Origin of the sequence: Acinetobacter bouvetii, assembly GCF_902753875.1 — a bacterium.
Classification (GTDB): Bacteria; Pseudomonadota; Gammaproteobacteria; order Pseudomonadales; family Moraxellaceae; genus Acinetobacter; species Acinetobacter bouvetii_A.
Genome location: NZ_CADDTS010000031.1, coordinates 33868 through 59947 on the forward strand (window position 1 = coordinate 33868; position 26080 = coordinate 59947).

At 40.5% G+C, this 26080-nt stretch carries 24 protein-coding genes and 2 tRNA genes; 13 read left to right on the plus strand and 13 right to left on the minus strand.

Features of this window, described 5'->3' with window-relative positions; all coding sequences use genetic code 11:
- Positions 1-325 precede the first annotated feature (325 nt).
- Both FB6_RS08950 and greB read right to left on the minus strand, forming a co-directional pair.
- Positions 326-415: transfer RNA gene (locus FB6_RS08950), tRNA-Ser, on the minus strand.
- A 90-nt stretch (positions 416-505) separates the two neighbouring features.
- A complete protein-coding gene (gene greB / locus FB6_RS08955) occupies positions 506-1000 on the minus strand; it encodes a transcription elongation factor GreB (RefSeq protein WP_174559670.1) in 495 nt (164 codons plus the stop codon).
- Between the two features lie 364 nt (positions 1001-1364).
- Between greB and FB6_RS08960 the strand changes: the two genes are divergently transcribed.
- Positions 1365-2474, plus strand: coding sequence for a transglycosylase SLT domain-containing protein (locus FB6_RS08960; RefSeq protein WP_174559671.1), 1110 nt, complete (start codon positions 1365-1367; stop codon positions 2472-2474).
- A gap of 59 nt (positions 2475-2533) precedes the next feature.
- On the opposite strand, the gene FB6_RS08965 is transcribed toward FB6_RS08960, so the two are convergent.
- On the minus strand, positions 2534-2917 hold the full coding sequence (locus FB6_RS08965) for an SCP2 sterol-binding domain-containing protein (protein ID WP_174559672.1): 384 nt from the start codon (positions 2915-2917) through the stop codon (positions 2534-2536).
- Between the two features lie 215 nt (positions 2918-3132).
- The gene (gene ttcA, locus FB6_RS08970; protein WP_174559673.1) at positions 3133-4053 is read right to left on the minus strand and encodes a tRNA 2-thiocytidine(32) synthetase TtcA; all 921 of its coding nucleotides are present in this window, start codon (positions 4051-4053) and stop codon (positions 3133-3135) included.
- A gap of 499 nt (positions 4054-4552) precedes the next feature.
- Between ttcA and FB6_RS08975 the strand changes: the two genes are divergently transcribed.
- Positions 4553-5416, plus strand: a complete 864-nt coding sequence (locus tag FB6_RS08975; RefSeq protein WP_174559674.1) for a lytic transglycosylase domain-containing protein — start codon at positions 4553-4555, stop codon at positions 5414-5416.
- A 142-nt stretch (positions 5417-5558) separates the two neighbouring features.
- A complete protein-coding gene (htpX, locus tag FB6_RS08980) occupies positions 5559-6464 on the plus strand; it encodes a protease HtpX (protein ID WP_174559675.1) in 906 nt (301 codons plus the stop codon).
- A gap of 157 nt (positions 6465-6621) precedes the next feature.
- On the opposite strand, the gene FB6_RS08985 is transcribed toward htpX, so the two are convergent.
- Complete coding sequence (locus tag FB6_RS08985; protein WP_174559676.1) at positions 6622-7209, minus strand: DUF4112 domain-containing protein; 588 nt, start codon at positions 7207-7209, stop codon at positions 6622-6624.
- A gap of 144 nt (positions 7210-7353) precedes the next feature.
- Positions 7354-10449 carry a multidrug efflux RND transporter permease subunit gene (locus tag FB6_RS08990; RefSeq protein ID WP_174559677.1) on the minus strand — a complete coding sequence of 1032 codons (3096 nt, stop codon included), beginning with the start codon at positions 10447-10449 and terminating at the stop codon, positions 7354-7356.
- Positions 10450-10957: 508 nt separating this feature from the next.
- Between FB6_RS08990 and FB6_RS08995 the strand changes: the two genes are divergently transcribed.
- Positions 10958-11332 carry a diacylglycerol kinase gene (locus FB6_RS08995; protein ID WP_174559678.1) on the plus strand — a complete coding sequence of 125 codons (375 nt, stop codon included), beginning with the start codon at positions 10958-10960 and terminating at the stop codon, positions 11330-11332.
- Positions 11333-11463: 131 nt separating this feature from the next.
- On the opposite strand, the gene FB6_RS09000 is transcribed toward FB6_RS08995, so the two are convergent.
- Positions 11464-13068, minus strand: a complete 1605-nt coding sequence (locus tag FB6_RS09000) for an isocitrate lyase (protein WP_174559679.1) — start codon at positions 13066-13068, stop codon at positions 11464-11466.
- Between the two features lie 638 nt (positions 13069-13706).
- On the opposite strand from FB6_RS09000, the gene FB6_RS09005 reads away from it, so the two are divergent.
- The 3 genes from FB6_RS09005 (at position 13707) to FB6_RS09015 (ending at position 16472) form a co-directional block, all read left to right on the plus strand.
- On the plus strand, positions 13707-14696 hold the full coding sequence (locus FB6_RS09005; RefSeq protein WP_174559680.1) for a LysR family transcriptional regulator: 990 nt from the start codon (positions 13707-13709) through the stop codon (positions 14694-14696).
- Positions 14697-14821: 125 nt separating this feature from the next.
- On the plus strand, positions 14822-16147 hold the full coding sequence (locus FB6_RS09010; RefSeq protein ID WP_174559681.1) for a hemolysin family protein: 1326 nt from the start codon (positions 14822-14824) through the stop codon (positions 16145-16147).
- Between the two features lie 37 nt (positions 16148-16184).
- Entirely contained in the window at positions 16185-16472 is a 288-nt protein-coding gene (locus FB6_RS09015; protein WP_254592219.1) for a hypothetical protein, read from the plus strand.
- 95 nt (positions 16473-16567) lie between these two features.
- On the opposite strand, the gene FB6_RS09020 is transcribed toward FB6_RS09015, so the two are convergent.
- Positions 16568-17074, minus strand: a complete 507-nt coding sequence (locus tag FB6_RS09020; protein ID WP_174559682.1) for a hypothetical protein — start codon at positions 17072-17074, stop codon at positions 16568-16570.
- Between the two features lie 265 nt (positions 17075-17339).
- On the opposite strand from FB6_RS09020, the gene FB6_RS09025 reads away from it, so the two are divergent.
- From FB6_RS09025 to FB6_RS09035, 3 genes are all read left to right on the plus strand, one after another.
- Positions 17340-18071, plus strand: a complete 732-nt coding sequence (locus tag FB6_RS09025) for a hypothetical protein (RefSeq protein ID WP_174559683.1) — start codon at positions 17340-17342, stop codon at positions 18069-18071.
- 177 nt (positions 18072-18248) lie between these two features.
- Positions 18249-18334: transfer RNA gene (locus FB6_RS09030), tRNA-Leu, on the plus strand.
- A gap of 104 nt (positions 18335-18438) precedes the next feature.
- Positions 18439-18837, plus strand: coding sequence for a hypothetical protein (locus tag FB6_RS09035; RefSeq protein ID WP_174559684.1), 399 nt, complete (start codon positions 18439-18441; stop codon positions 18835-18837).
- 35 nt (positions 18838-18872) lie between these two features.
- On the opposite strand, the gene FB6_RS09040 is transcribed toward FB6_RS09035, so the two are convergent.
- From FB6_RS09040 to rlmE, 4 genes are all read right to left on the minus strand, one after another.
- On the minus strand, positions 18873-19187 hold the full coding sequence (locus FB6_RS09040; RefSeq protein WP_174559727.1) for a DUF5713 family protein: 315 nt from the start codon (positions 19185-19187) through the stop codon (positions 18873-18875).
- 123 nt (positions 19188-19310) lie between these two features.
- Positions 19311-20162: a dihydropteroate synthase gene (folP, locus tag FB6_RS09045; protein WP_217427334.1), complete on the minus strand. Its 852-nt coding sequence runs from the start codon at positions 20160-20162 to the stop codon at positions 19311-19313.
- Positions 20163-20285: 123 nt separating this feature from the next.
- A complete protein-coding gene (gene ftsH / locus FB6_RS09050; protein ID WP_174559685.1) occupies positions 20286-22175 on the minus strand; it encodes an ATP-dependent zinc metalloprotease FtsH in 1890 nt (629 codons plus the stop codon).
- A gap of 131 nt (positions 22176-22306) precedes the next feature.
- Positions 22307-22957, minus strand: a complete 651-nt coding sequence (rlmE, locus tag FB6_RS09055) for a 23S rRNA (uridine(2552)-2'-O)-methyltransferase RlmE (RefSeq protein WP_174559686.1) — start codon at positions 22955-22957, stop codon at positions 22307-22309.
- Between the two features lie 220 nt (positions 22958-23177).
- On the opposite strand from rlmE, the gene yhbY reads away from it, so the two are divergent.
- Both yhbY and FB6_RS09065 read left to right on the plus strand, forming a co-directional pair.
- Positions 23178-23501, plus strand: a complete 324-nt coding sequence (yhbY, locus tag FB6_RS09060) for a ribosome assembly RNA-binding protein YhbY (RefSeq protein ID WP_174559687.1) — start codon at positions 23178-23180, stop codon at positions 23499-23501.
- A gap of 5 nt (positions 23502-23506) precedes the next feature.
- Positions 23507-24046, plus strand: coding sequence for a DOMON-like domain-containing protein (locus FB6_RS09065; RefSeq protein WP_174559688.1), 540 nt, complete (start codon positions 23507-23509; stop codon positions 24044-24046).
- 99 nt (positions 24047-24145) lie between these two features.
- Here the strand turns inward: FB6_RS09065 and FB6_RS09070 are convergent, their stop codons facing one another.
- Complete coding sequence (locus tag FB6_RS09070) at positions 24146-24619, minus strand: hypothetical protein (protein ID WP_174559689.1); 474 nt, start codon at positions 24617-24619, stop codon at positions 24146-24148.
- 312 nt (positions 24620-24931) lie between these two features.
- Here FB6_RS09070 and carA point away from each other — a divergent pair, with 312 nt between their 5' ends.
- A complete protein-coding gene (gene carA / locus FB6_RS09075) occupies positions 24932-26074 on the plus strand; it encodes a glutamine-hydrolyzing carbamoyl-phosphate synthase small subunit (protein ID WP_174559690.1) in 1143 nt (380 codons plus the stop codon).
- The last annotated feature ends 6 nt before the right edge of the window (positions 26075-26080 follow it).

A 26080-nucleotide genomic window follows, 5' to 3' on the forward strand; every position in this document is an offset into this window, starting at 1 on the left:
CAAAAAATTACTTTTTTGATGTGCTTGTGTGTAAACGGTCTGTCAAAACCGACTGACGATGTAGGTCAGCAGGCTAAGGATAATCTGCACGTTATATAGCGTCAAGCAAGCTAAGCGAATGAATAGTGAAAATATTTAGAATTATGAAATGTTTGAATAAGAATATAGTTAGATTTAAATACAGCTTATTAAACTATATTCCTTAATCTTCCAAATACTACCAAAAGAAATCAATCCAATCCAAAATTTGATGAGGGGTAGGTTGAGGGGTAAAACTACAGACAAAAAATAAGCCCTTGTAAAAACAAGGGCTTATTTAGGTATTTGGCGGAAGCGGTGAGATTCGAACTCACGGAGGACTCGCACCCTCGTCGGTTTTCAAGACCGGTGCATTAAACCGCTCTGCCACGCTTCCAATGGCGGCTATGATATAAATAAAATCCTATCTTGGCAAATACTTTTCCATGTTTTTCACACCAATCGCTTAAAATAAAAACAAAACTTGTTAATTCGCTGAATTTTCAGGCTTTTCATAACGAATTTCATTCACATACCACAGTTTTTCACCCAATGGCGTCAAGACTTTTACTTCATCATCTACCTGCTTGCCCAGTAAAGCGCGGGCCATCGGCGAATCAATGGAAATATGCTGTGGATGATGATCATAAATTTCATCCACCCCCACGATACGCAAGGTTTTTTGTTCCCCGTCCTCGTTTTCAATATCTACCCATGCGCCAAAATACACTTTACCTTCCTGCTCTGGGGCAAAATCAATAATACGCAGCTCTTCTAAACGTTTACCCAGGTAACGGACACGGCGGTCAATCTTGCGTAACAATTGCTTGTTGTATTGGTAATCCGCGTTTTCCGATCGATCGCCGAGACTGGCTGCCCAATTCACTTTCTTGGTAATTTCTGGTCGTTCTTCGTGCCACAAATGTTGTAATTCCGCGACCAATTTATCGTGTCCGGCACGTGTAATTAAGTTAGATTTCATGATGTTTTTTGAAGTTATGCTTACATTTTGCTTACAAGAATGGGCTATTTTATCCGCTATTTACACACAACTAAAGTTTATAAAATTAATTCTTCAATAAAATTAGTCTTTTATGTTACATATCTTTAAAAGTTTTCGTACAAAATTTGACAAGCCTATTTTTCAGCCTTATTATGCGCGCATGTTTTTTAAATCGCTTATTTTTTAATCTATGTAGAAATTCTACATTATTCTCCTTTTAATCCTATGTCATTTTGAATGACGTCATGACTGCCCAACCCTTATTGAATTTATCAAACTTGTAAAAGTCTGAGGCTGTGCGCCTTTGCTTTTTAGGGCATAAATTACTTGTAGCGGAGACAACATGCACAGTAGTTCAACTTCTGGGGCGAGGCTTTGCCTTAAACCATTAACTTCTTCCTTCTCCTTAAAAATTCTTGCATTTACGACACTGTTATTTCCGTTTCACAGTCTCAATGCAAGTAAATCGTACCAATATGATTCTGTCGTCAATGGTAAACAACTGACCGTGGTTTCAGTTGAAAACCCGACTACAGTTTTTCAAGATGGTGAACATCTACATGGTTTTGGTTATGACCTGGCGCGTAACTATGCCAACAGCTTAAACGTCAAGCTGGTGTTTAAAACGGTACCGGATAATGCCACTGCATTAAAATGGGTTTCGCAAGGTAAAGCCAACTTTGCCATGACCACTGCCGATGTCCGTTCTATTGAACAAAAGCGTTTGACCTCTTTTTCAGCAACCTGTGGTGACATGGGCAGTCTGCAAAAGAATGGTTTAAATACCAACCTGAACTGGGTCTTTAAGCATGCAGATGATCCATTGACTCAAACGGCAAGCGGTTTCGTCTGTCAGGGCAAACAATCAGGTGCCATTCGTCAATTGGCATCGTTCTATAACCAGAATGTCGTGGAAGAACAATCTTGGGATAGCATACAGCGTGATTTGAATCAGCGTATGCCAATTTATAAAGCCAGTTTTCAAAATACTGCACAAAAGTATGATTTAGACTGGCATTTATTGGCAGCCATCGGTTATCAGGAATCTTATCTCAAACCGAATTCAGTTTCGCCAACAGGTGTACGTGGTTTGATGATGCTGACCAACAGTACTGCCAAAGCCATGGGTGTAAGTAACCGAACTGACCCAACGCAAAGTATTGAAGGTGGAGCGAAATATTACGACCAGATGCTAGACCGCTATCAGGACGTGCCATTCCCAGATCGTAACTGGTATGCGCTAGTGGCTTACAATATGGGACCTGGTGCAGTTGATCAGATTCAAAATCGTATTCGTGCTCAAGGTAAAAATCCGAATAACTGGGTAAACCTGTATAGCTATTTAGACCAAAACAAGGCGAGCAATGGTCGTTACCGTCAAGCGGTACAATATGTGACCCGTATTCGGGCTTATTTAGAACATATTAAGACTTCACAGTTAGTGAACATTTAATCTCTTCTAAATAAAAAAAAGCTTACCCTAGGGTAAGCTTTTTTTCATTTGAAAATATCTTAAGCTGTTTGCTCAAGCACTTTCTTAAATAAATCTTTTTGTTCCTGGCTTGGACGAGCTGTTTGTAAAGCCATCAACTGCGACATATCGCCTTGAACTTTAATTTTTCCTGTCATGAAAGCTTGCATAGCTGCAGCCATGTCAAACTCCAGGAATACTTTGCGCAGGGTTTCACCATCCATATTCAAGGTGGTTTTCGCATTTGAAGATAGACCTTTTTTGATTGCACCGCCATCTAAAGACAATTCTGTATTGCCTTGTGCATCTGACACCACCAGGTTGATGGCTAAATTTGCAAGTGCAGGTGGCAAGTTTAAATCACCCGCTTGTGCAGTTAATGTTTCTACAGTTGAAAACCAATCATCAGTTAAAAAGGCAGGCATGATCTTTCCTCAATTTATTTGTGCATTTGTGTCGCCTATCCAGACAACATCTTTGTGAAGCTATGATGCTTGAAGCCTGTTATAGCATGTAAATTTATTTTCTGCTTAACGTTTTTTGCACGATACGTTCAATTTTTATATTTTTAATACATTCATCAAATAAATCATATATATAAAATAGACACCAATCCTAAAATTGGTGCCTTTAGCTCACATTATTCAGCAGCAAAACCTAAGTTGACCATATTGATGCGTTTGTTTTGCCCCTCTTCTTCAGTTGAACAACTACCAGTAAAATCAATTTCACGTTGTTCATCCAAAGCTTCAAAGTCAAACAGTTCACGATCCGCCAGTTGTGAAGGCGAAACATTTTGCATGGCACCAAAAATACTGTGTAAACGCTTCGGATATTGAGCATCCCATTCACGCAACATGTTGTTAATCATCGCGCGCTGCAGGTTTTCTTGTGAACCACATAAATTACACGGAATAATTGGGAACTGACGCATTTCTGCATATTTGATGATGTCTTTTTCTTCCACATAGGCCAGTGGACGAATCAGGATGTTCTTTTTGTCAGATGACAACAATTTTGGCGGCATGGCTTTCAAGCTGCCCCCATGGAACAGGTTCAAGAAAAACGTTGCCATAATGTCATCACGATGATGACCTAAAGCCACTTTAGTCGCGCCAATTTCCTGAGCAAAACCGTAGAGTGAGCCACGACGTAAACGTGAACACACGGCGCAGTAGGTCTTGCCTTCAGGAGTTAATTTTTTGGTAATGCTGTAGGTGTCTTTTTCCAGAATATAATACGGAATGTTATTTTCTTCTAAATAACGCGGTAATACATCTTCCGGGAAACCGGGCTGTTTTTGGTCTAGATTTACCGCAACTACATCAAAATTAATCGGTGCAATTCGTTTAAACTGCAACAAAATATCTAGCAAGGTATAACTGTCTTTACCACCAGAAATACACACCATGACCTTGTCACCATCTTCGATCATTTTAAAATCACGAATGGCATGACCGACTTGACGGCGAAGCTTTTTCAACAAACGGTAATATGCCGAACTAGTTGGCAGTTCAGGTTTAAAATTAAATCCTTGTTCGGACTCAACTGGCGAGTACATAGACGAGATTTACCCATAAATAAAAATACCGGGCAATTTTATCCGATTCAGACTCAACAAGCATCAAAAGAATGTAATTTCTAAAAACCGCAGATTAATTGACTTTTCATACAAACAGTTGATTGAAATTTTGAACGTTAGAGTTCATTTTTTAGCCACAATGCTTACCATTTGTACTTTTCCACAGTTGTCCACAAAACCTGTGGATAACTTTGTGGATTTTAAAACACTTGACAAGGTGTCTGTCCTATTATTTAAGGCTTTTATTTAAATTGATCATTTTTTGATCAATTTTATTTTTATTTAAAATCAATGCCTTAATAGTGTCAAGTTATCCTGATTAAAAAAAAATTAAAATTTTTTTTGATTACTATCTCTACAATTGGCACTTGATTTTTACAAACTCTTAGAGAAATTATTGTAGCAATGCTTTCCATCTTGTTTTTTTTTGTTAAACTCCACTTGTACTGTATGGAGCAGATGTTTTCTATTTATAAAAATGAAAAATAACTTTGTAAAAATTGGATTTTATTTTCTGGGGTGTGTGGCAGTAAGTTCTGTTGCATCGACCAGTTATGCCGGCCAAACCATATACCAGCTAAAAGAATCCAATGGCACCACCTTATTAACCAATAAAAAGGGGCGCTATAACCATTTGAAAGTCGAAAAAAAGACTTACTATCCTGACAGCAATATCCATAGTTATAGTAACTGGGGCTCTTCCGAAGCCTCGGTACTTCCTAGTTATAGTCGCAATAAAAACGCTTTTGACCAGATTATTAAGCAGGCTGCCTCGCAGCATGGCATCTCAGAAGGTTTAATCAAGGCAGTCATGCACACTGAGTCTGGCTTTAATGTCAACGCCCGCTCGCCTGTCGGTGCTCAAGGCTTGATGCAGCTCATGCCTGCGACCGCACGACGTTTTAACGTGTCCAATGCTTTTGACCCTTATCAAAATATTATGGGTGGTGCAAAATATTTGTCCTGGCTCATGAAACGATTTAATGGCAATACTTCACTGGTTCTTGCCAGCTATAATGCTGGTGAAGGTAATGTGGCCAAATACGGCGGTGTTCCACCATTCAGGGAAACGCAGGATTATGTACGTCGAGTCAGCAGCCGTTTTAGTAACTTATACTCCAATGGCTTAGGCAGTATTTCCAGTTCAAGCAACCATAGTGTTGATGCTGGTAAAGTTGTTGCCCGGTCTGAACATTATGAATCAGCATCCACGCCTTCAACACCACGTTATAGTTCACAGCGTCAAATCATTATGGCTTCTGATGGCAGCTTCACGGATGCACCAGGCTCATATGCCACAGCACATGCCACTGCTTCTGCTAAAATTTCGATCGCGGATTAAAAGCTTTCTTTTTTAAGGAAAATTCCTGAAACAGAATTAGTCAATTTTTTCCTTGAATTTTTAAGACTTACGCCTCATATTTACAAAGATGATTTTTGATTTATAAATCAGATTATTTTTCTATTATAAGAGGATTTTCTCAATGATGCGGATTGGTTTGTTCTTGCTAACCAACCTCGCGGTACTGGTTGTAGCTGGCATTATCTTGTCGCTCTTCGGTGTCGGTAGTTACCATGGTGCGGGTGGCTTAAATCTAGGCAACCTACTGGTCATCTGTTTTGTTTTTGGTATGGTTGGCTCGCTCATTTCGCTATTTATGTCGAAATGGATGGCAAAAAAATCGACTGGGACAGAGTTAATTGACCCGAATGCTCCTCGCAATCAAGCAGAAGCATGGTTATTACAAGAAATTGCTCAATTATCACAACGCGCTGGTATTAATATGCCAGAAGTGGGCATCTTCCCTTCTTATCAATCTAACGCTTTTGCCACCGGCTGGAACAAAAACGACGCTTTAGTTGCTGTTTCAACAGGTTTGCTTGAACGTATGAATAAAGACGAACTTCGTGCGGTACTCGCGCATGAAATTGGTCACGTTGCCAATGGTGACATGGTTACTCTTGCTCTCGTTCAAGGTGTAGTCAATGCTTTCGTCATGTTCTTTGCCCGTGTCGTTGGTGACTTTATTGACCGTAATGTCTTTGGTCGTGAAGACGGCGAAGCACCGGGACTGGCTTATTTTGCCATTACCATCGTTCTGGATATCGTGTTTGGTATTCTGGCTTCTGCAATCGTGATGTGGTTCTCGCGTCACCGTGAATACCGTGCCGATGAAGCCGGTGCACGCCTCGCTGGTAAACAAGCCATGATTTCAGCATTACTGCGTTTACAGGCAGAATCAGAACTGCCAGATCAAATGCCTAAAGAGATGAAAGCGTTTGCAATTGCGGAAGGTAAAGAACAAGGTTTTAGCTTGGCTGCTTTGTTCCAGACCCACCCTACAATTGAACAACGTGTGGCTGCATTACAACAGTTAAATTGCCCATAATCTGTTTAGATAAACGGGATATAAAAAGCTTCCATCATGGAGGCTTTTTTTATGGGATGGAGATCCCATATAGGACTGTCATTATAATTAATATGATTTACGCCACTTATGAGCGCTATATACACAGCAATAGCGTTGATTTATCTTTTGTCCAGCTTTAAATACTCAATGTTTGCCACCATTGCCATAACCAACTGAATCCCAGCCACATCGCCATCAGCAACAATACTAAAAAGACTGCGCCCAACAGATCAGGTAAATGCAACCAGATCCAGGCCACAACCGGATTCCGCCAGAATGCTGAAGTCTGCTGTTTGCTTTCAAGACTCTCATGCAAAAATGGATGGATCACATGCGATTCACTACGAATCTGATATTCCTCGCGAATATGCTCATGCACAATGCTTAAGGCTTTACGACTTGGACGGATAAAAACATCAAACACGGTTCCCAGTACTGGAATAAAACCCACTACAGCATCCATCATGGCTAACTTCAAAACGGGTTTGAGTTTGCTTTGTGGTACGCCAATCTGCTTGGCTTTATATATCGCATAACAAGTCAGAACAAAACCTGCTACATCTCCGGCAACAGGAATAGTGCTTAAGGCGGCATCCGCCCCTACCCCTTGCTTGGTAAACGGAATACGCACCACCGAATCCATCATATTGGCGAATTTTGCTAAATCTCGCTCCAGACGAATGACTTCTTGTTGGCTGAGTTTTTTTTGTTGCTGTTCTGACATCGCCATATTCCAAGACAATAATCTGCTAAATATTTGAGATTACATCATATCTTTCCAGCAGGCTGTGTATAGATATGATTAATGAAATGACGTATGCGATGCCAGACGACTGTCTAAAGCTTCATTAAAACACATCTCCTCAGATCAGGATTGTGGCTTAGTTTTAAATATAGTCCGAATCAGCACATACATAAATGGAATAAAGATCAACACTAGGATGGTCGCAAAAATCACTCCGCCTAAAACACTAACTCCAATTTCCTGACGACTAGCTGCTCCCGCACCTGTAGCAAAAACCAGTGGAATGACTCCTGCACCAAAAGCCAAAGAGGTCATGAGAATAGGACGTAAGCGCAGACTTGCACCTTCCAGAGCTGCTTCAATCACACTACGTCCTTGTGTTTGCGCCAGTGAGGCAAACTCAACAATTAAAATGGCATTTTTACAGGATAAGCCAATGGTGGTTAGCAAGGCGATCTGGAAATAAATATCATTAGGAAAGCCAGCAAAATAACTGAACAAGATATTGCCACCGATGCCTAAAGGAATCGCGCCCATCACTGCAGTTGGGATTGACCAGCTTTCGTAAAGTGCCGCTAAGCACAGGAAAATAAAGCCAATCGAAACCAGATAGAGTAATAATGCTTGATGACTTGATTTTTGTTCCTCAAAAGACAAACCACTCCATGCCAGATCAATGCCAGATACTTGACCAATTAATTGATCCAGATCCTGCATCGCTTGACCAGAACTGGCATTCGCTGCTTTATCGGCTTCAAGTTCTATGGCGGTATAGCCATTAAAACGGTTTACAATTTCGGGTCCTCCCGACCAACGAACTTGAGAAAAATTGGTAAAGGGCACCATTTCATTATTGCTATTACGTACTGACCAGTATTGCAGATCTTCTGGTTTAGCCCGGAAAGCCGCATCACTTTGCATAATGACTTTCTTAATCCGTCCGCGATCAATAAAATCATTAATATATTTGCCACCCAAAGCAGCAGAAAGCGTATTATTAATGTCGGCAGGTGCCAAGCCTGATGCCATAGCCGCGCGTTGATCAACCTTCACCTCAAGATTAGCCTTATCCGGTGCGGCTTTTTTATCTAAATTTTCAAAAGATGAATACTGTTTAGCATCCTGTTTTAGCTGATTAAATTGTTGCGTTAAAGCTTTCCGTCCTTGACCATCAATGTCGCGCAGCCAAAGATTTAAACCGTTGGTATCGCCTAAACCATTCACCACTGGCGGCATAGAAATTGTAATCCGCGCATTTGTATTTTTACTGAAAAACTTGCTGGCACGTGTTTTAATCGCATCCGCAGAATTTTCTTTTCCAACACGTTCATCCCATGGTTTTAATTTGATAAATCCTTGCGCTAAATGTTGCCCTGTTCCGCTACGGTTTCGACCATAACGCAGCATCACCAAATCGACATTGGCTTTTTCATGCTCCAGAAAATAAGCACGCACTGCCTCGCCCATTGCAATGGTTTTGGACATTGGTGCATTATCCTGCAAGGTCACTTGCAAACTAAGCGAACCCTGATCTTCACTAGGTAAATAACTGGTTGGCAGGGTTCGGTAAAATAAGGCAAAAACGCACACCAACGCCAAGGCAACCACTAAACTGATCAGGCGGTTTTGAATACTCAAATGAGACAGTTTCAGATATTTGCTTTTCAGCTGATTGAGCAAACTGTTAAATCGGTTGGCCCAGCCATAAGCTTTTTCGGTAGGCTTTAAAATCAGGGCACACAGTGCCGGTGTCAGTACCAGAGCAACAGCTAGTGAAATGGTCATGGCGGTGACCAAAGTAATTGAAAACTGACGATAAATCACCCCTGCTGAACCGCCAAAAAATGACATTGGAATAAACACTGCTGTGAGCACCAAGGTAATCCCCACCAAGGCGCCACTAATTTCCTGCATCGACTCGATCGATGACTGTTTGGCAGACAGGCCTTTTTCATGCATCAGTCGCTCTACATTTTCGACCACCACAATGGCATCATCAACCAGCAGACCAATCGCTAGCACCAAGGCAAACAAGGTCAGAGTATTAATGCTCATACCCAGCAGATACAACACAGCCATAGTGCCTAAAATCACAATGGGTACTGTAATGGCTGGAATGAGGGTTGAACGCCAATTTTGCAGAAAGATAAACATCACCACGATGACCAGTAAAATGGCTTCAAATAATGTTTTGACGACTTCATGAATCGACTCTTGCACAAAGGGCGTGTTGTCATTCGGATAAACCAGCTTATAGCCTTTAGGCAAAGTCTTGGAAATATGCGCAACTCTTTCATTAATCAGTTTTGAGGTCTGAATTGCATTGGCACCCGAAGCCAAGGAAATCGCCATACCTGCAGATGGATAACCATTGATGGTATTGTAGGACTGGTAATTTTCAGCCCCGACTTCTACCCGAGCCACATCTTTGAGATAAACATATTCTCCGGCTGGGCTAGACTTGATAATAATGTTGTTAAATTCATCCACTGTTTTTAAACGCGTACCCGAAGTCACTTTTGCATTTAAATACTGTTCCTGTTGTACTGGCAATTCACCTACGCCACCGGCTGCGACCTGAGCATTTTGAGCTTCTACAGCTTTTTGAATTTCACTCGGCATCAGTTTATATTGTTTCAGTTTTGTCGGATCCAGCCAGATTCGCATTGCAAATTGTGAACCAAATACATCCACTTCCCCAACACCATCGACACGGGCAATTTCTGATTCCAGATGCGTTAACAGATAATCCGACAATTCAATATTGCTGCTGTTTCGGGTTTCATCATACAGTCCAATCACCATATGAGTATCCCCCAAAGATTTAAGTACATTTACTCCTTGGCGCTGTACATCTTCAGGTAATCGACTGAGCACGCTATTAATGGCATTTTGTACTTGAACTTGTGCTGTATCAGGATCAGTGCCATTTTCAAAGCTAATGTTGATACGGCTACGGCCAGTTGAGTCACTGTTAGAACTGAAATACAGCAGATGATCCAGCCCTTTAATTTGTTGTTCTAAAATTTGAGTGACACTTTCTTCTACTGTTTCAGCATCTGCACCAGAATAACTGGCACTTATGGCGATTCTAGGCGGGGCGATGTCAGGATAACGTTCCACCGGCAAACTCATCACTGCAAAAATGCCCAAAGCCATCACAATAATGGCCAATACACCGGCAAAAATAGGTCGTTGAATAAAAAATTTCGACAGCATATAAGGTGATCGCAGTATAAGTGGGTGGTAGAAACTAGCCAATAAAACTGGTTTTAAGATAACAAATTTATATAAATATTCAGTGACTAAAAGCTAAAAAATCACAAGATTTAATATGAACTTATTTTTCCGCATAAATAAGGAGAAACTATGAAGATAAGTGCTTTATTCAACTATGCTCATGTACTGTATCTCTCTTCTTGAGCATTCTACAATTCATTGATAATTAAACGCTGTATTTTCCATGCTTAAATAAATTCTACTTTTAATCATTTAATGGCATTGGTTCAGACCTTCCTTTAAAGCACATCATTCTTAATCTAAAATCACATTAAAACAATCATCAATAAAAGATAATTCCTCTACTTCACCATACCGCTTTGCAATTCTGCATCGTCGAAGTCCAATCAGTTTTAGGATAAAAATTTAATCGTCGCTTTTTTTTAAATTAAGACATATTTAAGCGTTATCCTGTATTTTGTCTAAAATCTAGCAAATAATCTAAACCATGAATTCCTATTCCCCATTCAAAGGCAAAACAGGTGTTAAGCGTGTATTAAATGCCACACAATATTCAATAGATGGATTTAAAGCCGCTTTTCAAAATGAAGCTGCTTTTCGGCAAATTGTTTTGATTAATATAGTACTCATACCAATCAGCTGTTTCTTAAATGTCAGTCGCGCCGAACATGCCATTATGGTTGCAGTCTGTTTATTTGCCTTAATTGTGGAATTATTTAATTCTGCTATTGAAGCCGTGGTAGACAGAGTATCCTTAGACAAGCATCCATTATCAAAAAATGCCAAAGATATGGGCAGTGCAGCACAGTTTGTTGCACTCTCCATTATTTTCTTTACCTGGCTGATTATCTTATGGCCTTAAATTTAAAAATACCGTTACAAATAAAAAGCAGGCCAAATGCCTGCTTTTTTATTGTCAATAAATCATGACATGACTATTTCAGACATAAAAAAAACCCAGCTTTCGCCGGGTTTTTCGAATCAATTCAGAGCTTAGTGAGCAGCGAATTGGTTCATTGTGTTTTTAGCATCGTCATGCGCTTTAAGAGCATTGTCACCAGAGAAGATTTCTTTGTGATCATCACCGATGTCTGAACCAGCCATTGCTTGGTGTTTAACACAAGAAATCGTACCGCGGATTTCTTTACGTTGAACGCCAGCTACATAAGCAAGCATACCTTGGTCGCCGAAGTAACCTTGAGCAAGCTCATGAGTAGAAAGAGCAGCTGTGTGGTAAGTCGGAAGTGTGATCAAGTGGTGGAACACACCTGCTTCACGAGAAGCGTCTGCTTGGAATGTACGAACTTTTTCATCAGCATCAGCAGCTAATTCAGTGTTGTCGTACTCAGCGCTCATTAACTTAGCGCGGTCGTATGCAGAAACGTCTTTACCTTCAGCAACCCAACGGTCGTAAGCTTGTTGACGGAAGTTTAAAGTCCAGTTGAACGAAGGAGAGTTGTTATAAACAAGCTTCGCATTTGGAACAGTTTCACGTACACGGTTAACCATGTGAGCGATTTCTTCTACGTTTGGAGTAGCAGTTTCGATCCAAAGAAGGTCAGCACCGTTTTGTAAGCTAGTTACACAGTCAAGTACAACGCGGTCAATTTGAGTGCCTTCACGGAACTGGTATAAGCCAGAAGCTAAACGCTTAGGACGGTGTAATTTACCATCACGCTTGATTAGGATTTCGTCTTCTTGCGCTTCTGAAATGTCGATTTCAGTAGTGTCTAAGTAGCTGATGTATTGAGAAGCGATGTCGCCTGGCTCTTTAACCACTGGGATTTTTTGAGTCAAGTCAGCGCCTTCAGAGTCAGTACGTGCAACGATGATACCGTCATCAAGACCCATTTCTAAGAATGCATAACGAAGTGCGTGGATCTTAGCGATGAAGTCTTCGTGTGGAACTGTAACTTTACCAGCTTGGTGACCACATTGTTTAGCATCAGATACTTGGTTTTCGATTTGAAGTGCACAAGCACCCGCTTCGATCATTTTCTTAGCTAGTAAGTAAGTCGCTTCTTCGTTACCGAAACCAGCATCGATGTCCGCAATAATTGGAACAACGTGAGTTTGGAAACCATCGATTTGAGCAGTGATTTCAGCAGCTTTAGCAGTATCACCAGCTTCGTTTGCTTTTTTAAGCGCACGGAACAAGTCGTTTAATTCTTTAGCATCTGCTTGGCGTAAGAAAGTATAGATTTCTTCAATTAGCGCTGGAACAGAAGTTTTTTCGTGCATAGATTGGTCAGGAAGTGGACCAAATTCAGAACGAAGTGCTGCAACCATCCAACCAGAAAGGTAGATGTAGCGACGTTCAGTCGTACCGAAGTATTTTTTGTTCGCAATCATTTTTTGTTGTGCGATGAAACCGTGCCAGCAACCTAAAGATTGAGTGTATTTGCTAGAATCGGCATCATAAGCAGCCATATCACGACGCATAATCGCAGCTGTATATTTAGCAATGTCTAAACCGGTTTTGAAACGGTTTTGGATTTGCATACGTGCAGCATCTTCAGGAGAGATGTCCGCCCAAGTGTTGCCGAATTTCGCTTTTAATTCGCGGATTGCATCAATCGCTGTTTGGTATGTAGTCATGATATTTTCCTGTAATAATATTAGGATTTCATCAAGCGAAGGCTAAAATCTTACTCATATTATTTGTTTAGATTTAGAGCGCTTCGTTAAGATGAACACAGATTAGATTGAGTTAAAAAATTAATCCAATATCCTCTGTTAATTCTCAGTATTTATTTAAAAAATATGTAGATCAAAGTCTTATTATATTTATGTTTCAAAATTTTAAATCATTGTTTTAAAAATATTTTTAATTAAAACACAAAAACAGTTTTTGCTTACAAATTATTCATTATGCTGTTTTTTTCTTCATTAGACTTAAGTCTTGCTTTCAGAGAAAAATGCTTGACCTGCCATTTTCCGGATGATTTTTGTGATTTTTTATTCAAAATATTCAGCATACAACTGTATTTTATTTATTCAATTTGCTTTTTTTTTGATAAAGAAAAAGATGGCTATAATCCATCATGAGGGATGACTTGAATTCAAACCAAAAAATTCTATATGCATGTATACAGATTACTTGACGCTTGACCTGCACTATCTATACAAAACAGCATACTGGTCTCGTCTTTTTTTTCATCAATATTCCTACACAAGCCTTGTCGCTTATGGCATAATCCAAATAATTTCATGATTTTATTTTCGGTATTTTTTTTATGAATCTGGAGCGAGTCGATCTCAATCTATTAATTTATCTTGATGTACTCCTTCGCGAAAAAAATGTAACGCGTGCTGCAGAACAATTGGGTGTGACCCAACCTGCCATGAGTAATATTCTGCGTCGTCTACGCAATTTATTTAATGATCCTCTCCTGATTCGTTCATCTGAAGGCATGACACCAACAGAACGCGCTTTAGAACTTCAACCTCGAATCCGTGATGCGCTTTCTGATTTGTCGATGATTCTGGAACCCCGTACCGAGTTCCGTCCTTATACATCAAATCGTGTCTTCCGAATTATGACATCAGACTATGCTGAAGCAACGCTAGTGCCGCGCCTAGTTAAAGCTTTACGTTCTGAAGCCCCAAATGTTGTTCTCGATTTCTTAACACCAAGTGACGTGTCTTATCGCGATATGGAACAAGGTAAAGTTGATCTAGCAATTAACCGATTCAATGAAATTCCGCAAAGTTTCCATCAAGTGCTGGTTTGGCGCGACAGCTTCTCTTGTCTACTGAACAATAAACACCCTGCTGCAAATAACTTAAACCTAAAAAGCTATCTAGATGCACAACATATCTGGGTGTCTAAAACAGGTATGGGTGTAGGTTTTGGCGTGAATCCTGAAAAACAGGCAGGTTTAGGCTGGATTGATCAAGCCCTAGAACGTATTGGTCAGAAACGTAAAATTTCCGTCTTTACCCGTCACTATCAAATGCCGGGGTTATTGGCCGCCAATGTTGATCTTGTAGCAACACTACCAACACGTATCGCACGTTTACAAGCCAAGAATCAAAATTTATTGATTAAAGATCCTCCCTTCTATATTCCTGAGTTTGAGTTGAAGATGGCTTGGTGTCCTTTGCTTCATCATCATCCGGCACATCGCTGGTTACGTCAGCTAATCCTGTATGTAGCTCGCCAAATGATTGAAGAAGAAAATCGTGAATTTTTAATGAATAACTCGCAATTTTCACATTATTAATTCAATTTATTCTTAAATTCTTCTTTTTTAAGCTTATACTGTGGCATGAGGAAGTGATTGATTTACTCCCTCATGTTTTTTTGTGTTAAAAATATTCATAATAATGATGATCCACAGGTGGATTTGTGAGCCTCTTCCAGAATATCGTAATCATCGTCATCCTTATTGTCGGCGCGGGTTTTTTATCTTTAACTGAAATCGCGCTTGCGGGTGCACGCAAAGTTAAACTGAAAATACTTGCTGAGTCAGGCGATGAGCGTGCTCAAAAAGTCTTAGACTTGCAGGAAAATTCAGCCGACTTTTTTGCAGCCTCACAAATCGGTTTAAATGCAGTCGCCATTCTAGGCGGTATTTTAGGTGAAGGGGCTTTTAGACCCTATTTTCTAGAACTTGTGTCAAGCTTTTATTCTGGCCCTTGGGCTGAAACCATCAGCTTCGCGCTTTCTTTTACCCTAGTCACATCCCTGTTCATTTTATTTGCCGATTTAATGCCAAAACGTTTGGCCATGATCGCACCGGAAAAAATTGCAGTGTCGGTGATCGACCCGATCCAAATCTTTATTACCGTTTGCAAACCTTTGGCCTGGTTTATCAATGCGATTGCCAATCTGCTGTTTCGCCTGTTTAAAGTCAACACCACACGCGAAGACAATATTACTTTTGATGATATTTCGGCGGTCATGGATGCCGGTGCACAGGCGGGTGTATTACAGAAACAGGAACATCATTTCATTGAAAACGTATTTGAACTGGAAGAACGTAATGTACCGTCCAGTATGACCACCCGTGAAAATGTGGTGTTCTTTACCCTGAAAGAATCCGAAGCCAGTATTCGGCAAAAACTGGCTGAATATCCCTATTCCAAGTTTCTGGTCTGTAGTGAAAATATTGATGATGTGATTGGTTATGTCGACGCCAAAGACATTTTGGTCCGTATCCTCAACAATCAGTCTTTGCTGCAACTCAATGAAAGCACCATTCGTAATGTGCTGACCATTCCAGATACCTTAACCCTGTCTGAATTATTGGATCGCTTCCGCTCTACCAAAGAAAAGTTTGCGGTGGTGATTAATGAATATGCCTTAGTGGTAGGTGTTATCACTCTCTCCGATATTATGATTACCGTAATGGGCGACTGGGTTACCCCGATTGAAGCCGATCAGCAAATCATTAAACGAGACAATAATTCCTGGTTGATTGATGGCAGCACACCCATTGAGGATCTGAAACATGCCCTCGAAATGGATGAAATGCCGGATGAAGAAAACTATGAAACCCTTGCTGGTTTTATGATGTATAAACTGCGCAAGATTCCACGTCCTGCGGATACTGTAATCTTTGGCAACTATAAATTTGAAGTGGTCGATGTTGATCATTTTAAAATTGATCAGCTTTTAGTCACCCGGCTGCTAAAAGAAGTGGAAAATAACGACACAGAAGAATCAGAATAATCTGATTCTTCTTAAGCTTTAAACATAAATAAAAATAATGAAATGGACTCAAGCCATAAATCTGTCACTTTCAGCCTTGTTTGCATGCCTGAGTTTCTATTCAGGTCTTTATTTAATTGATTATTTTTTCTATAAACACTCTCAAGCGCTAATTCTGCTGCTGGGAATTATGCTGCTGGTCTTTACCTGCTTGATTACGCCATATAGTTATGAACGTAAACAAAAAGGCTATGATGAGACCATGCGTTTTGACAAACTGTTGTATTATCCCCCTTATCATCTAGTGGTAGTGGCGAATTTTTATTTAGCCAATCAAAACATTTAGCTTGGTTCTATCCCTAAAACATCACCAAAAAGCTCAATAAAAAAGCACCCTAAGGTGCTTTTAACTTATATCGGAGATTCTATTTTTAGTACTGTTTAGTACTGAGCAATCAAAGCATCTAAAACCGCCTGATAGTGAATATTAATATCTTCTTCTAAAATTTTGTAAGCATTATCGAATTGCACCATCGGCCAGCCTTCTTTCCAGAAAGGGAAAATATTATGCAAATCATGAGTCACCACCGCATCTTCACGTACAATTGCTTGCGCCACTTGCGCTAAAACCTGTGCAGTTTCAGCACCATCAATCAGCAAATAATCAATACCACGTGCTTTTAAGATACGAATACGGTCTTTTTTATAACGAATCTTTTTACTTTGTGCTTCATTTAAGTTCAGTGCCAAAGTCACCGCTTCGACAAACTTGTTTTCAAAGCTGGTGTTTAAAGCCACCAAAGCCTGTTTATGGGATTCCTGACGACCAGCCTTGCCACCATTACGGATCATCTCTTTCGCTTCAGTATTCAGCTCATCGTCTTTCATGGACTGTAAAATGTCTAAAATTTCGATATCGCTTAAAGATTCGGGAGATTGATCAGTCATGAACTGTCCTTGGACAAAAAATATGAAAGCACTATTTTCGCATAATTCCTCATTGAATACAGGAATAAAATCTGCTGTCTGGCGATTATTTTCAGCCTGATTTTCACCTCTTTGTTAAAATCAGAATATGCTGAAAAAAACCGGGAATGGCAGAAGAGAAGTCATTCAGATTGTCGACAAAAAATTAAAGATCGTGACTTTTTTCTGCCAAATAGACTGAAATCATTTATAGTTAGCAACACTTACTATTTATCTTCCACGCTCTATGATCACCAATAAACAGACTGCGCTCTTTTTAAAACAAATGCGGGAACAGTACCCAAATGCGTTTAAAAGAAATTATTTGTTTTATAGCATGATCAAAACCAAGGGAATTTTAGATGAATTGAAGGAACTAATTCCATGGATACTGGCAGCAATGATTTTCATCTCCCTGTCTATGAGTCTGGGGCATTATATTGCAGGACATTTTGCGCAATTCAATGAGTTTCGTGCCCAAGGCATTGCTGTTCTGGCGATTATGTTATTGTTTATGCTGTACACGCCGCTGGTCATCAAACAAATTAAACACAGCTCCACTTCACTGTACCAACAATTGCAGCACACCCCAGTTAAACTGGCAGTACTGATTCTGTTGCAGACCCTCAATATTGCTTATATAGAAAGTACTTTTTTACAGTTCATTTTATTTTTCTTTGCTCTAAGTTTTGGATTTGTGCGCTTTTATAAAGAAAATATGTTTCTAGAAGGCACCCAAAATGAACATTATTTTTATTTACAGGAAACTCGGCGCATCTGCTTTTGGGCGTATAAGCAAATTTATAAAATCAGATTCAAGCGTCTATTTCACGCCAAAAATTCACCAACCTATATAAAATTTCAACAGCAAGAAAACCAGTTTATCGAACTGCATCTACAGCTGATCCGTTATGAAAATGATCTGTGCAAAACACATAAATATGTAGATGTGGAAACCTATCTGGATAGCTTGATGTAATATCAAACGCTCTCTAATTTTCTTAAATCAAGAGAAGAATATTGAATCACCTTTCATCTAACCCCTTTCTAAAATCCATTATTTTATCGCCATAAGCACATGAATTGATTGAAAAGAAAGCAAATGCACTGAAAGATACTTGCCAAGCTTTATTTCGTCCTCTATCATTGCGCACATGCCCGAGTGGTGAAATCGGTAGACACAGGGGATTTAAAATCCCCCGCCCACAAAGCGTGCCAGTTCGAGTCTGGCCTCGGGCACCATTTTAATATCTTTAAGATGGTGCAATAAAGACCCAGCGTTATGCTGGTTTTTTTATGTCTGACTTATTACAATAAAATCAAATTTATAAAAAGAAATAATAAAAATGAAGAACCATGCATTGCTAAATTTACTATATGCCAGCTTGCTTATATTAACCTCCTCATCACCCACTTATGCAAAAGAACCCGTTGCTGTTGCTAACAGACAGAGTGAGATTATTTATTCTTTATTTTCAGGCACGATTAGCGAAGATAAAAATCAGCTGCTCTTCACACATTGTAGTTTATCTCAGGACCAATACGTTCTGACATTTAATCATCCAGAAGATGAAAAACGTATTAGAAGCTTGATCCAACAAGATCCTGATTTTTGGTTAAATTTGAGAGCCAGTGCGTCTTTAGTACAGGACAAAAGGTATTTATTGGTAGACGGGATCGCAGAAGTGTATCCGCAAAAAAGTTGTCACCTGTCCAAATTATTATCGGATTTAAATAAATTTTAACAGACCAGAAACTCAGTGAAGTTATAGAGAGTGGCTTACCACTCTCTATTGGATACCAATTCTTCCATTTCAACATCCATATATCCTTGATCTTGTACCACCATCATCATGGCTTCAGCAATATAATCAGCTGCAGTATCATCCAGTGAGGAATCCAGATCATCAAACTGTGGTTTCATCTTATTAATGAAAACAACGGTTTCTGCAGCGTAGTGATAAATTTCTGTTATCGACAAATCAGCCTTTGCAACTTTTTTCGCAAACTGCTGAATAAACTGCTTAACTTCAGCAACAAGAATATCGGGATAATATTCATCATCAAACATGGGGAGAAGTAAATCTTCAAACATACACAACTCAAAAAATGCAGGCATTTCAGCGTGCCTGTATAACACAAAGTAACAAAATTACCAAACACCTCTACAAAAAGGAGACCCTTCAATCCACTTTTTTTGATTTGAAGACGCTGATGATTAGGCCTGATTCATGGCTTTCCACACTTTAATGGCATCACTCATTTCTTTAACATCATGCGCTCGAACCATGCATGCACCTTGCTGAATACTAATAAGATGCGCTGCTACAGAACCGACCGCACGGTGCTGTGCATCTGCCCCACTCAATGCTTCACCAATAAAACGCTTACGTGATAGTGCTGAAAGAATCGGATAGCCCATCGCATTGAGTTGATAAAGTTCGTTCAACAGTTTTAAGTTTTGCTGGGCATTTTTGGCAAAACCAAAGCCTGGATCAATCATGATATTTTCAGCTTTTACACCGGCTTTTAAGGCATCGTCAACACGTTGCTGCAATTCTGATACTACATCTGTAGTGACATTTTCATATTGATCCAGATTGTTCATGGTGGTCGGCTCACCACGCATATGCATGATAATGACTGGAATATTCAGTTCAGCTGCAGTTTCCAAAGCATGCGGACGGGTTAATGCACGGACATCATTCCAAATATGTGCGCCAGCTTCAACTGCAGCTTTAATGACTGCAGGCTCTGAAGTATCAATTGAAATAACAACATCATGCTTTGCCAACTCTTCAACCACAGGGATGACACGACGGATTTCTTCTTCTACTGCTACCATCGCAGCACCGGGACGTGTTGACTCACCACCAACATCAATCACTGTCGCCCCATCAGCCATCATTTGCAAAGCATGGGCGACGGCTTGCTCCTTGGCATTATGCTTTCCACCATCACTAAAAGAGTCTGGAGTTACATTCAGAATGCCCATGACATGTGGTTGCGACAAATCCAAACGCTTTGAACCACATCGCATCACTCGATTAGGTAATGGCATTAATTGCATCATGTTTCTCCTTTTGACAATCCCGCTATTCTAGCAATTCTGTGGTTTTGCAGTCTGAAATCTTTTCAGATTCATCCATAAAAAAAGAGCCTCCTTTGAGACTCTTTTTTCTAACCATCCAGCTTAGCTTGCTGGTAATGGCGGCGGTGTTGCCGGACCATCTGTTGGTGTTACATCAATCACCGGATTTTCTGCAACATAAACTTTAGGTGGCTGTGGTTCACGACCTTCCATGATGTCACGGATCTGGTCACGATCAATGGTTTCCCATTCCATCAAGGCTTTCACCATCGCATGCGCGATATCTTTGTTATTTTCCAAGATATGACGAGCAACTTTATATTGTTCATCCAGAATGCGGCGAACTTCAGCATCTACCTGTTGTTGAGTCGCTTCTGAAATGGTACGGCTACCGACATTACCAAAGAAACCGTTTTGGTTTTCATCTTCGTAAACCATGACGCCCATTTTGTCAGACATACCGTACTTGGTCACCATGGCACGTGCCATTTTGGTTGCACGTTCAAAGTCATTTGAAGCGCCGGTCGACATTTGGTTAATGAAGACTTCTTCTGCAATACGACCACCAAACAAAATTGAAATTTCGTTCAGCATCTTGTCTTTGTAATGGCTGGTTTGGTCATGTTCAGGCAACTGCCAGGTCACACCTAAAGCCCAGCCACGTGGCATGATAGTGACTTTATGCACAGGATCGGTACCAGGCAAGATTTCCGCCACAATCGCATGACCCGCTTCATGATAAGCCGTCGCACGACGCTCTTCTTCACGAATCACCATCGATTTGCGTTCAGGCCCCATGTAGATCTTGTCTTTGGCATCTTCAAAGTCATGCATATCGACAGTGTTCTTGTTACGACGGGCAGCAAATAGCGCGGCTTCGTTGACAAGATTCGCCAATTGCGCACCAGAGAAACCTGGTGTACCACGCGCTAGGATTTTCACATCCACACCAGTGTGCGAAGGCAATTTTTTCAAATGCACGTTCAGAATCTGTTCACGACCTTTGATATCTGGCAGACCGACCATCACTTGACGGTCAAAACGACCTGGACGAAGCAAGGCTTTATCCAGTACATCGGCACGGTTAGTTGCAGCAATGACAATAATGCCTTCATTGCCTTCAAAACCATCCATTTCTACCAGCATCTGGTTTAATGTTTGTTCACGTTCATCATGACCACCACCTGTACCCGAACCACGATGGCGACCCACGGCATCAATCTCATCAATAAAGATGATACATGGCGCATGACGTTTTGCCTGTTCAAACATGTCACGGACACGGGATGCACCAACACCGACAAACATTTCTACAAAGTCAGAACCAGAGATACTAAAGAATGGAACTTTGGCTTCGCCCGCAATCGCTTTAGCCAGCAAAGTTTTACCGGTACCTGGAGGACCTACCATCAACACGCCTTTAGGAATACTTGCACCCAGACGTTTAAATTTTGATGGATCTTTTAAGAAATCAACAATTTCAACAACTTCTTGTTTAGCTTCGTCACAACCCGCGACATCGGTAAATGTCACTTTAATCTGGTCTTCAGAGAGCATTTTCGCTTTGGATTTACCAAAACTCATTGGACCGCTTTTGCCACCTGCACCACCACCCATGTTGCGCATAAAGAACATGAATAACAAAATGATTAAAAGTACCGGGAAGCTAGCGATAAGAAGTTGCATCAACAAACCTTGACGTTGAGGTGCAGTACCTTCTACCACAACATTATGTTTGATAAGGCTTGGCATAAGTTCCGGGTCTTGAACCGCAGGACGAATACTTTCAAACTCTGAACCGTTGGTTTTTTCACCACGAATTCTTTCGCCATCAATAGTGACTTGCTTAATTTGACCAGCATTCACCGCTGAAACAAACTCTGAATAATTCATTGCAGTCGGTTGATTGCGGTCACTGATGTTGCTGAAAATCAGAATCAGCACACCCAGTATAACCAGCCACAATACGGCATTCTTGAAGAGATCGCTCAAAGCTTTATTCCCATATCAATCTAATTTGATCATGCCCAAAATGGGTGACCTTAATTTAAGCTGAAGATCAGCTTTGCAATATTTTAAAAATGTACAAAATGCACAATTTTTAACATCTTGGCAAGTAAACTTTACTTAGAAGCCTTCTTACGCCCTTGTCCGATCAAAAATACTTCTTTAGAACGGGCACGTGAAGCAGCAGGTTTTGCTGTCTTCAATACATCAAAGCTATCTACGACCTGTTTACGGAATTCGTCAAATCCGGTGCCCTGGAAAACCTTGACTACAAACTGACCTTTAGGTCCTAAAACCTTATTGGCAAAATCCAAAGCCAGTTCACACAGGTAAATTTGACGAGGTTGATCTACAGCCCTATTACCTGATGTATTGGGGGCCATATCCGAAATTACAACGTCTACAGTGCGCCCGTTTAAAATATTTAACAATTTTTCAAAAACTTCTTCCTCACGGAAGTCGCCTTGCAGGAATGTGACATCTGGCAAGGCATCCATGGACAAAATATCCGATGCAATCACCAAACCCTTACTACCGACCAGTTTCCCGGCAATTTGTGACCAGCTTCCAGGTGCAGCACCCAGGTCAACTACCGTCATGCCCGGTTTAATAATTTTATATTTCTCTTGAATTTCAAGAAGCTTATAAGCAGCACGGGCACGGTAACCTTCCTTTTGGGCTTTTTTGACAAAAGGATCGTCCAAGTGTTCTCGCATCCACTCTCGACTACTTTTCGATAATTTTTGGTTAGTAATGCGGGTCGCCATAACTCTCTAAATAATAAAAAACTTCTAATTCATGATTGTACGTTAAAAATATATCGCTTGCAGTATACATCTGTATCTAAATCCGATCTTTGGTGATGTTTTTTCCAATTATCTGAATTGATTATTTCGACTGATCTAAATTGATTATTTCAACAGAATATACAGCGTTTAAAGTTGGCATTTGTTATACTAAGCCGTTTTTAAAATTAGGTTATCTTTTATGGCAGCTTTATCAATTCAGGAACGCAAACGTTTACGTCAAATTGGTCATGCATTAAACCCGGTGGTTATGCTTGGCGATAAAGGTTTGACTGAAGCTGTAGTCGAAGAATTAAACCGCGCTTTAAACGATCACGAATTGATTAAAGTGAAAATTGTGGCTGAAGATCGTGAAGAACGCGCATCTTTAATTGAAGACCTTTCAGCTCAAACTGGCGCTGAAGTTGTGCAAAAAATTGGTAAAATTGCGCTGATTTATAAAAAAGCAGCAAAACAGAATCCAAAACTGTCTAACCTTGTACGTCACGCACACTTGTCTAACTAAGCTGTATGGCCAGTTACGAACTTAGCGCTTTTGACCGCCGCTTTCAATCAATCTCTTTGGTTGCTGCGATTGAACAACAAAGTCCATATACCTTAAATGTGGGCTATTGGCTGCGCGATCCCAATCAGCTGTTGCAATGGCCTGAGATGCTACCGGATCACCCGCGTCAAGATTTCTTATGGGAACAGACCTGTTTTGAAATTTTTCTGGGGGTGAAAGGTGAAGATTTCTATCGTGAAATCAATCTCTCCCCTTCTCAGGCATGGCAAATCTATCAGTTTGAGGAATATCGCTATCCGGAAGATATGCCGCCGCAAGCTGCGCATGACATTGAACTGAATCAGCTCAAACGCACCCATTACGGCATCAATGTCAGTCTGGATTTAACCGAGTTTATGCTTAAGCATAAATTGCAATGGTCAGATCTGTTCCTGGGCCTTAGCGCTGTCTTAAAGACCTCGCAGGGTGAACATTTCTATGCGATGCAACACAGCAGCCCACATGCAGATTTTCATAACAAGCGTGATTGGCTGCATCAGTTCTAGTGCATTGCTAAACTATTTCAGCAATCAGGCAGCAATAAAAAAGTGAGGACAGTCCCTCACTTTTTTATGCTTTTAATCTTGATCTAAGCAAACTCAGGATCAGCTTTTTAGGGTTGGTTTATCTTCCGGCTTAACCGATACTTTTTTCCACACATCCAAAGTATGCTCTTTCGAGCGTTTCAGGGTTTCTGCCAAATGGTCTTTATGTTTGACTGAAATCTGGCTCACGTCTTCTTTCAGTTCTTTGCCCAGTTTGGATAAATCTTCCAGAACAGCGTTAAATTCAGTTTTCACAAACTCCTTTAACTCGCTTAAATCTTTCGAAGATAAATTTAACTGTTTTTTAATCTGATCAATACGTTGCAACAGATCCTGTTTCAGGGTCTGAACCTGTTCCTGTACATTAGCTTGAAGCTCTTTCGCTTCAACCTTCACATGTTCAGTAGACTCAGTTACAGCCTCTGTTACTTTTTGCTGTGCTTCTTTAGAAGCCTGTTCCAGCTTGTCCGCACCTTCTGCAACTACCTCTTTTAAGGTCGTTTTAGCCTTCACTGTTTTTTGTTCTGTAGTCATGGTCTTGTTCCTATAGTTATTTCATGAGAACCATTAGACTATGCCGATTTGATAAAATTTAACTTTTGATTTGTTAGACAATTCTTATTTGCTTACATTTTACATACATAGACACAAAACAGACTTCCGAACAAAACACAAGGGATTTATCTTATTTATTCACAGTAAATAGAATGGACTTTGAAGGGCTTTCTGCGTATAATGCCGTGTTAAGTTCAAGCGAGCAGATGTAAGGGAGGGTAGGTTTTAAAGCAGCCTTCCTTTTTTTTCGTCTTCTCGCTTTTTTACAGCCTAAATTTCAGGAGCTTTGGTTTGAGCACCCCAGCAATTTTAGCCCTAGCCGACGGAACTATCTTTAAAGGTACTTCTATTGGCGCATCGGGTAGCACGACTGGTGAAGTCGTTTTTAATACAGCAATGACTGGCTATCAAGAAATTTTGACTGACCCTAGTTATGCACAACAACTTGTGACACTAACTTACCCACATATCGGTAACACAGGTTGTAATGATGAAGACGCTGAGTCAGGTCGAATTCATAAAGTATGGGCTAACGGATTGATCATTCGTGACCTACCTTTATTGCATAGCAACTTCCGTGCTGAGCAATCACTTGGTGATTACCTTGAACAACACAATGTTGTTGCTATTGCAGACATCGATACACGTAAATTAACGCGTATTCTGCGAGCAAAAGGTGCACAAAATGGTTGTATCCTTGCTGGCGAAAACATTACAGAAGAAGAAGCTTTAGCTAAAGCACGCGCTTTTGGTGGTTTAAATGGTTTAGACCTTGCAAAAGAATGCTGTGATCCTGAAGGTTTTGAATGGACTGAAGGTTCTTGGAAACTTGGTGAAGGTTTCTCACAACCTGAAGCTAAATTCCATGTTGTTGCATACGATTACGGTGTCAAAACCAACATCTTACGTATGCTCGCAGACCGCGGTTGTAAATTGACTGTTGTGCCTGCGCAAACTCCTGCTGCTGACGTACTTGCGTTGAATCCAGATGGCGTGTTCTTATCGAACGGCCCCGGCGATCCAGCTGCATGTGACTACGCAATTGAAGCTGTAAAAACAATTGTAGAAGATGCTCGCAACGTACCAGTATTTGGTATTTGCTTGGGTCACCAAATTCTTGCACTTGCTTCAGGTGCAAAAACTGTGAAAATGCCTCACGGCCACCACGGTGCCAACCACCCTGTTCAAAACATGGAAACTGGTATTGTGATGATTACTTCGCAAAACCATGGCTTCGCAGTAGATGCAGAAACATTACCTGCAAACTTGAAAGCTACGCACAAATCACTGTTCGACCAAACCCTACAAGGGATTCACCGTACAGACAAACCTGCGTTCAGTTTCCAAGGTCATCCAGAAGCAAGCCCTGGTCCACATGACTGCGCACCATTGTTCGATCATTTCATCGAACTTATCGAAGCATCTAAGAAGTAATTAAGG

Coding starts and splice junctions, on each gene's coding strand:
- FB6_RS08990 (WP_174559677.1), bottom strand. CDS start 10,449: ATGCTGTCGAAATTTTTTATTCAACGACCTATTTTTGCCGGTGTATTG.
- yhbY (WP_174559687.1), top strand. CDS start 23,178: ATGGCAGCTTTATCAATTCAGGAACGCAAACGTTTACGTCAAATTGGT.
- ttcA (WP_174559673.1), bottom strand. CDS start 4,053: ATGTACTCGCCAGTTGAGTCCGAACAAGGATTTAATTTTAAACCTGAA.
- FB6_RS08995 (WP_174559678.1), top strand. CDS start 10,958: ATGAATTCCTATTCCCCATTCAAAGGCAAAACAGGTGTTAAGCGTGTA.
- FB6_RS09035 (WP_174559684.1), top strand. CDS start 18,439: ATGAAGAACCATGCATTGCTAAATTTACTATATGCCAGCTTGCTTATA.
- FB6_RS08985 (WP_174559676.1), bottom strand. CDS start 7,209: ATGTCAGAACAGCAACAAAAAAAACTCAGCCAACAAGAAGTCATTCGT.
- FB6_RS09000 (WP_174559679.1), bottom strand. CDS start 13,068: ATGACTACATACCAAACAGCGATTGATGCAATCCGCGAATTAAAAGCG.
- FB6_RS09040 (WP_174559727.1), bottom strand. CDS start 19,187: ATGTTTGAAGATTTACTTCTCCCCATGTTTGATGATGAATATTATCCC.
- folP (WP_217427334.1), bottom strand. CDS start 20,162: ATGCAATTAATGCCATTACCTAATCGAGTGATGCGATGTGGTTCAAAG.
- htpX (WP_174559675.1), top strand. CDS start 5,559: ATGATGCGGATTGGTTTGTTCTTGCTAACCAACCTCGCGGTACTGGTT.
- FB6_RS09070 (WP_174559689.1), bottom strand. CDS start 24,619: ATGACTACAGAACAAAAAACAGTGAAGGCTAAAACGACCTTAAAAGAG.
- FB6_RS09065 (WP_174559688.1), top strand. CDS start 23,507: ATGGCCAGTTACGAACTTAGCGCTTTTGACCGCCGCTTTCAATCAATC.
- FB6_RS08960 (WP_174559671.1), top strand. CDS start 1,365: ATGCACAGTAGTTCAACTTCTGGGGCGAGGCTTTGCCTTAAACCATTA.
- FB6_RS08975 (WP_174559674.1), top strand. CDS start 4,553: ATGAAAAATAACTTTGTAAAAATTGGATTTTATTTTCTGGGGTGTGTG.
- FB6_RS09005 (WP_174559680.1), top strand. CDS start 13,707: ATGAATCTGGAGCGAGTCGATCTCAATCTATTAATTTATCTTGATGTA.
- rlmE (WP_174559686.1), bottom strand. CDS start 22,957: ATGGCGACCCGCATTACTAACCAAAAATTATCGAAAAGTAGTCGAGAG.
- FB6_RS09025 (WP_174559683.1), top strand. CDS start 17,340: ATGATCACCAATAAACAGACTGCGCTCTTTTTAAAACAAATGCGGGAA.
- FB6_RS09020 (WP_174559682.1), bottom strand. CDS start 17,074: ATGACTGATCAATCTCCCGAATCTTTAAGCGATATCGAAATTTTAGAC.
- FB6_RS09015 (WP_254592219.1), top strand. CDS start 16,185: ATGAAATGGACTCAAGCCATAAATCTGTCACTTTCAGCCTTGTTTGCA.
- greB (WP_174559670.1), bottom strand. CDS start 1,000: ATGAAATCTAACTTAATTACACGTGCCGGACACGATAAATTGGTCGCG.
- FB6_RS08965 (WP_174559672.1), bottom strand. CDS start 2,917: ATGCCTGCCTTTTTAACTGATGATTGGTTTTCAACTGTAGAAACATTA.